Source organism: Ciceribacter ferrooxidans (genome assembly GCF_004137355.1).
GTDB lineage: Bacteria > Pseudomonadota > Alphaproteobacteria > Rhizobiales > Rhizobiaceae > Allorhizobium > Allorhizobium ferrooxidans.
This window is the reverse complement of the sequence record NZ_SDVB01000222.1, coordinates 1-314: the sequence shown is the minus strand read 5'-3', so window position 1 is coordinate 314 and position 314 is coordinate 1. Positions and strand designations below refer to the sequence as shown.

Here is a 314-nt window from a genome sequence, read left to right as displayed (position 1 = left end):
CAGGCGACCAGATGGCCCGGGTCGCCGCCTTCGCGCTTGCGCCCGGACACGGTCGCATGACGGTTGCGCGCACGCTTGTCTGGAAGCGGAGCGACGGCCTCTATCTGATGCGGGAGGACCGCAGCCTGCCGCAGTTGACGCTCGCTCCAGGGAGAACCGCTCTCTGGGACGACCGCTTCCTTGTTACGAATGGCGGCGCAGAGGAGGTCCGTATCGGTCCCGGGCCGAACCTGCCGGTCGGCGACGATGACCGGTCTGTCCCCCGCACGCTTGCGCGTCACCGGGCGCGGGTTCTGCCGCATGTCATCTCCCCG

The 314-nt window shown here is 69.4% G+C and carries 1 pseudogene; it reads left to right on the top strand.

Annotated features, from left to right (window positions below):
* Positions 1 to 11: 11 nt before the first annotated feature.
* Positions 12 to 314, top strand: a pseudogene (locus EUU22_RS10890) (tRNA lysidine(34) synthetase TilS); the annotation flags it as partial.